Source organism: Microbulbifer epialgicus (genome assembly GCF_041447265.1).
GTDB lineage: Bacteria > Pseudomonadota > Gammaproteobacteria > Pseudomonadales > Cellvibrionaceae > Microbulbifer > Microbulbifer epialgicus.
In genome coordinates this window covers 1-4,666 of sequence record NZ_JBGMEK010000156.1, presented here as the reverse complement: position 1 = coordinate 4,666, position 4,666 = coordinate 1, and the positions used below count along the sequence as shown (strand labels likewise).

Annotated in this window: 5 protein-coding genes; 3 read left to right on the top strand and 2 right to left on the bottom strand. The window is 48.0% G+C overall.

The annotated features are described in order from the left end of the window. A partial coding sequence (locus ACCI49_RS23650; protein ID WP_371838736.1) for a transposase occupies nucleotides 1–288 on the bottom strand: 288 nt, incomplete at its 3' end. Nucleotides 289–642: 354 nt separating this feature from the next. On the opposite strand from ACCI49_RS23650, the gene ahpC reads away from it, so the two are divergent. From ahpC to greB, 3 genes are all read left to right on the top strand, one after another. Next, nucleotides 643–1,209 carry an alkyl hydroperoxide reductase subunit C gene (ahpC, locus tag ACCI49_RS23645; RefSeq protein ID WP_371841702.1) on the top strand — a complete coding sequence of 189 codons (567 nt, stop codon included), beginning with the start codon at nucleotides 643–645 and terminating at the stop codon, nucleotides 1,207–1,209. A gap of 76 nt (nucleotides 1,210–1,285) precedes the next feature. Then, nucleotides 1,286–2,836, top strand: coding sequence for an alkyl hydroperoxide reductase subunit F (gene ahpF, locus ACCI49_RS23640; protein ID WP_371841701.1), 1,551 nt, complete (start codon nucleotides 1,286–1,288; stop codon nucleotides 2,834–2,836). An 850-nt stretch (nucleotides 2,837–3,686) separates the two neighbouring features. Beyond that, entirely contained in the window at nucleotides 3,687–4,163 is a 477-nt protein-coding gene (gene greB, locus ACCI49_RS23635; RefSeq protein ID WP_371841700.1) for a transcription elongation factor GreB, read from the top strand. 44 nt (nucleotides 4,164–4,207) lie between these two features. On the opposite strand, the gene ACCI49_RS23630 is transcribed toward greB, so the two are convergent. Then, nucleotides 4,208–4,666, bottom strand: a 459-nt coding sequence (locus ACCI49_RS23630; RefSeq protein ID WP_371841699.1) for a transposase, incomplete at its 5' end; no start/stop codon positions are given.

Sequence of the window (4,666 nt, the reverse complement as noted above, 5' to 3'; positions counted from 1 at the left end):
GTCCTCCGGGTTTAGGCTGAGAAATCGACAAAATGAAAATCGATCGCGTATCTGATATTCCAGCTCATCATCCGATAGGTTATATAAATGCTGTAATACAAGTGCCTTGAACATCAGTACCTTATCAAAGGGTCTTCTTCCAGCATTACTCTTTCTTGGAAGTGTGGGGATTTTATTCAAAGTACTCCGGAAGTCCTCCCAGTCAATCAACTTACGAAGAGCAACCAGTGGATCACGTTCATTTAGCTTGCGATGGCGGTCATCAAGACCGAAAAAACTCGGCTGCATTTGACAATAACCTTTACTAGTGAGCGTTTAGATTATTTTACCGGAAATTAGTGAATTTTTAGAGGTACCCAACTATAAATACGAGACGTTGTAGTCTCCCCAGCTTCTAAAGATTGCCGGTTTTCTCTCAATTTGGATTTCTTAATACCAATCTTGGATGAAGTGCCTGTATTGCTAGAGGCGATGTCCCTCCAATATAAACCCCATACGTAAAGCTATAGATGATCTTTGTGTGATTGCCTAGAGCTATTAATATGATTGTTATTGATAATTTTATTATATTCTTAGTATCGATAGCATAAGCCTCGTTCACAAATAACGACCGACAAGACAGAAATGAGTAAGGAGCTATCTATGTCACGTTACATTGAATCTCAACTGAAGCCTTTTAATGCCAAGGCCTACCAGAATGGCGACTTCTTCGATATCAGCGACGCCGAGGTAAAGGGCAAGTGGGCGGTGTTCTTCTTTTACCCTGCCGACTTCACCTTTGTGTGCCCTACAGAGCTGGGTGATCTGGCGGATAACTATGAAGAGTTCAAGAGGCTAGGTATTGAGATCTACTCAGTATCCACCGATACCCACTTCACCCACAAGGCGTGGCATGACTCCTCCGATACCATCGGCAAGATACAGTACCCGATGATCGGTGACCCCACCGGCACCATCACCCGCAACTTCGGCGTGATGATTGAGGAAGAAGGTATCGCAGACCGCGGCACCTTTGTTGTAGACCCGGAGGGCCGCATCCAGATTGTGGAGATCACCGCAGGTGGCATCGGCCGTGACGCCAGCGAGCTATTACGTAAGATTAAAGCTGCGCAATATATCGCAGCACACCCCGGTGAAGTCTGTCCGGCCAAGTGGAAGGAAGGGGAAGAAACTCTAGCACCCTCCCTCGATCTGGTAGGAAAAATTTAAACCCGAATAACTCTGACCCGGCTCGCCAACAGGTGGGCCTCAACAAAACTTGAATAGTTAGAGAAAGGACACACCGATGTTGGACGCGAACCTGAAAAAACAACTGGACACTTACCTAGAGAATATCGTCAAGCCGATCGAGATTCGTGTGTCCAGTGATAACAGTGAAAAATCCAAGGAGTTGGAAACCCTTGTTGATGAAATCTCTGGGCTTTCCAGCAAAATTACTGCGAAGCAGGGCCAAGCCAAGCGCACTCCGAGTATGGCAATTGCCCCCGCCGGAGAAGAGCCCCGTGTAAGTTTTGCCGGTATTCCCCTGGGCCACGAGTTTACATCACTGGTGCTAGCGTTACTCCAAGCTGGAGGTCACCCCTCTAAAGTAAACGCCGAACTGCTGGAGCAGGTACGTAACCTCAAGGGTGAATTTCACTTTGAAACTTACATTTCTTTATCCTGCCAGAACTGCCCGGATGTAGTACAAGCGCTGAACCTGATGGCTACTCTTAACCCGAACATCACCCACGAGATGATCGATGGTGGTTTGTTCCAGGAGGAAGTAGAGAAGCTCAATGTTATGGCCGTGCCCGCAGTTTACCTGAACGGTGAGCACTTTGGTCAGGGCAGAATGTCCCTGGAGGAGATCGTCGGTAAACTAGATGTCGGTTCTGCCGAGCGTAAAATCGAAGAGTTAAGTGAAAAAGATCCCTACGACCTTTTAGTCGTAGGTGGCGGGCCCGCTGGGGCTGCGGCGGCGATCTACGCTGCGCGTAAAGGTATTCGCACCGGTTTAGTGGCGGACCGTTTTGGTGGCCAGGTCATGGATACCGTGGGTATCGAGAATTTTATCTCCGTACCCTACACTGAGGGCCCAAAACTAGCTGCCAGTTTGGAGCAGCATGTTAAAGAATATGGTGTGGACATTATTTCCGAGCAGCGCGTGGCCAACCTACAGCGCAACGACTTGGTGGATATTGAACTGCAAAACGGCGTCACCCTATCCAGCCGTTCAGTAGTGCTGGCCACCGGTGCCCGCTGGAGAGAGCTGGGCGTACCCGGCGAAGCCGAATACCGTACCAAGGGGGTGGCTTACTGCCCCCACTGTGACGGCCCCTTCTTTAAAGGCAAACGCGTTGCAGTCATCGGCGGTGGTAATTCAGGTATCGAAGCAGCTATCGACTTGGCTGGAATTGTAGAGCATGTGACAGTCTTGGAGTTCGCTGACAAGTTGCGCGCAGATGAAGTCCTGGTGCGCAAGGCGCAACTGATGAACAATATCGACATTATCGTCAATGCACAAACCACCGAAGTGCTAGGCGATGGCAACAAGGTCAATGGTCTCGCGTACACCGATCGCGAGTCTCACGAAAGCAAAAGGCTCGAACTAGCGGGTGTCTTTGTACAGATCGGACTGGTACCAAATACTGAGTTCCTTAAAGAAACTGATGTAGAGATGAATCGCATGGGGGAAATCGTAATTGACGAGCGCGGCGCAACTTCCGTTCCCGGCGTCTACGCCGCCGGAGATGCTACCACGGTCCCTTACAAGCAGATTGTGATCTCTATGGGGGCTGGGGCTACTGCAGCGTTAGGAGCCTTTGACTACCTGATTCGATCTTCGGTGGAGTAAAGCCTGAAATTTTAACAAGAGGCCGGTCACAGACTGGTCTACCGATTAACTTTCACATTACAACCAGCCATTATCCCACTTAATATTGCCCCCTTCAGGGCACCGCTTCTCCGGCGGTCTTTGGCACAGGTTTTTCTTCATTTATAGCTATGGGAAATGTCACCACGGGAAGGCATCTCCAGGTTGCGAGGCTTTAGGGAATTCTGTGCCAGTTCAATTGACCCAAGATCCCCTTGTAGTCTAAAAGAGCATTATACAAACGGGTTAATACGGCATAAGGGTGTACAGCTGCCGACTATAGGCCGGCGTAACCTCATGAAACAGCAATAGTTTCACGTTTCTGCGCCAGTATTTGGAAGCAAAAATAAATCCGATCAGGATTCATCTATTTCACTGAGAGGCTTTGTTAAGGAAGGCGAAGTGCATCAGTGCATGCGCGCAGCAAGCTGACCATGAATACGATAAATCGAAGATCTAGGGGGCCTCTGAGTTATTCCATATTACTAAAAAGAGGGAAAGAAAGGATACACTGCGCTCGGGATCGTATGAGGCATGGATGCCGATTACGAGCTTACAGGGATGTATTCACTGCGTGTCTCGAGTGCAGAGTATTCTTTCCATCTGACCCAGTGTATCTCTGAGGAGAATTCAGAGTGATTCATACTCCGTGTAATGGCTTACTGAAAGGTCAAGACATTCCTGCGAAGGCGTTCCCTTAGTGTGAACCACTGTGAAAGCCACAGATATCACGGAATTATGCAAAGGCAACCTAGTGTGTTGTTGGGGTGCAATAGATATTGACAATAAGTATTATTTCGTGGGTTGAGCAACATTTAACAGGTATCTTACATTGAAACCAAATTTTATCACTAGGGCAGGCTATGAGGCGCTCAAGGAGGAGTTGGATTTGTTGTGGCGAGTAGAGAGGCCAGAAGTCACTAAAAAAGTTGCTTGGGCGGCTTCATTGGGTGATCGTAGTGAAAATGCCGATTACATATATAATAAAAAGCGTTTGCGGGAAATTGATCGCCGTGTCAGATATCTTCGAAAGCGTATCGAGATCGCGAAAGTTGTTGACTACTCAGATGAGCAAAAGGGTAGAGTTTTTTTTGGTGCATGGGTGGAGATTGAAAATGAATCTGGGGAGAACAAGCGTTTCCGTATAGTTGGAGTAGATGAGATCTATCAGCGAAAAGATTACATTTCTATTGATTCTCCTATGGCGCGGGCTGTACTTGGAAAGGAGGTGGATGAAGAGTTTGTAGTATCAACCCCTAGTGGGTTACTGGAATGGTATGTTATCAGCATTGAATATGAGAGTTCCTAGCAATCTTATAGGAGGGTCTTCAAAACTCTGTGTCAGCCAGGCAGCTATAGGCTGATGTATTTTTCCAGGCGACCTGGAAAGTGGATCGCTAGCTGTGGCAGTGTCAGATTCCATTTTTGAATCGGGCGTGTCCAGCGTTCGGAGGCTTTTAGTATACCGGCGTAAAGAAGCTTCAGTAAGCTATTCTCATTGGCGAAACCACCCTTGGTCTTGGTCAACTTTCGGAACTGCCTGTGTACAGCCTCCACCGCATTAGTGGTATAGATCGGCTTACCGCGCCACGACTTAATCACCATCGGATATTTTTCTCCCCACTTAGCTTCCAGTTCATCTAAAGCGCTCTCGGCGGCATTGAGCGTTGCTGCTTTGTAGACGCACTTAAGATCAGCTATAAAGGCCTTCTGATTTTTTGAAGCCACATACTTCAGTGAGTTACGTAACTGGTGGATGATGCAGTGCTGGATCTCGGTAGCAGGATAGATGCTCTCTATGGCCTCAGGGAA